At 66.8% G+C, this 1,493-nt stretch carries 1 protein-coding gene; it reads left to right on the top strand.

What is annotated here, in order from left to right; translation table 11 throughout:
* Positions 1 to 1,361, top strand: a 1,361-nt coding sequence (locus tag MOV74_RS37950) for a DUF1800 family protein (RefSeq protein WP_246932614.1), incomplete at its 5' end; no start/stop codon positions are given.
* Between the last annotated feature and the right edge of the window lie 132 nt (positions 1,362 to 1,493).

Genomic DNA, 1,493 nt, shown 5'->3' with positions numbered 1-1,493 from the left:
TGATCGCCGAGCTCGACCGGCCGCTCACGTTGAGTGCTGCAGCCAGCCTTCCCACCAGCGCAAAGGCCTATCGCACCGTGGCCGACGCCAATGCCCGGCGGACGGCGCGGGCCAAGCAGGCGCAGCAGCAGGCCAAGAAGCAGCAGATGGCGTCGGCATCGAGCGATCAAGCCCAGGCGCAGCCCGAGGGGCAAGCGCAGGGCTATGCCCAGGAGAAGGATGCTGCCGAGATGGCGGCCAAGCAGGCGGCTGACGCCATTCCCGATCCCGGACGTCCGATCTATTTGCAGGAAGCCAAGCTTCGCACGGAAGCTGCGCTCGCGGCCGATATCGGCTTTGCCGAGCGGCTGGTCTGGTTCTGGTCCAATCATTTCTGCATCTCGGCCAACAAGATCCAGAGCATGTCCGGCGCCTATGAGCGCGAAGCGGTTCGCGCCAACGCGCTCGGCCGCTTTGTCGACCTGCTGCAGGCCGTCGAGAGCCATCCGGCCATGCTGTTCTATCTCGACAATCTGGAATCGATGGGCGCCAACTCGACCGCAGGCATCAACCGCAACCGTGGACTCCACGAGAACATCGCGCGCGAGATCATGGAGCTGCATACGCTCGGTGTGCGCACGGGCTACTCCCAGGACGACGTCATCGGATTCGCCAACGTCATGACCGGCTGGACGCTGGTGCCGCCCGGTGCCGATCCCCAGCATGGCGGCGAGTTCACCTTCAATCCGCGGCTGCATGAGCCGGGCGGACAGACCGTGCTCGGCAAGCGCTACGAGCAGGACGACGCCGAGCAGGGCCGCGCCGTACTGCGCGACCTCGCCGCGCATCCGGCAACCGCGACCCATGTCGCGACCAAGCTCGCGCGCCATTTCGTCGCCGACGAGCCGCCGCCGGCGCTCGTCGAGCAGATGGTGAAGACTTTTCGCGACACCGAGGGCGATCTCAAGCAGGTCGCGATCGCGATGGTGTCATCGGACGAGGCCTGGCGCGCGCCGCCGTCGAAGCTCAAGCGGCCCGGCGAATGGGTCGTCGGCATGGTGCGCACGACCGGCATCACGCAGGTCGATCCGGTCCGCTTCACCGGCGGCCAGGAGCTGCTCGGCGAGCCGCTGTGGCGTCCGTCCGCGCCAAAAGGCTATCCGGATGACGAGGCGAGCTGGATCGACGGCGTCGGCCGGCGGCTTGACGTCGCCAACAATTTTGCCGAGCGCATCAGCGGCATGTCCGATCCGCAAGCCATCATCGAGGATGTCTTCGCATCGCAGATCACCTCCGAGGTGAAGCAGGCGGTCGGCCGCGCCGAGAGCCGGCAGCAGGCGCTGGCATTGCTGTTCATGTCGGCGGATTTTCAGAGGAGGTGAGCATGGGCTCCGTCAATCACCTGCCGACGCGGCGCGAGCTTCTGGTCGGTTCCGGCGCGCTGTTCGCATGGAGCCAGATGCCGCGGATCGCGCGCGCCGAAGGACGCGATCCGCGCCTGCTCGTCATCGTCC

Origin of the sequence: Bradyrhizobium sp. SHOUNA76 (assembly GCF_023006445.1) — a bacterium.
Taxonomy (GTDB): domain Bacteria; phylum Pseudomonadota; class Alphaproteobacteria; order Rhizobiales; family Xanthobacteraceae; genus Bradyrhizobium.
Note: the sequence above shows the minus strand (reverse complement) of the source record. Positions and strands in the feature narration are given on the sequence as shown.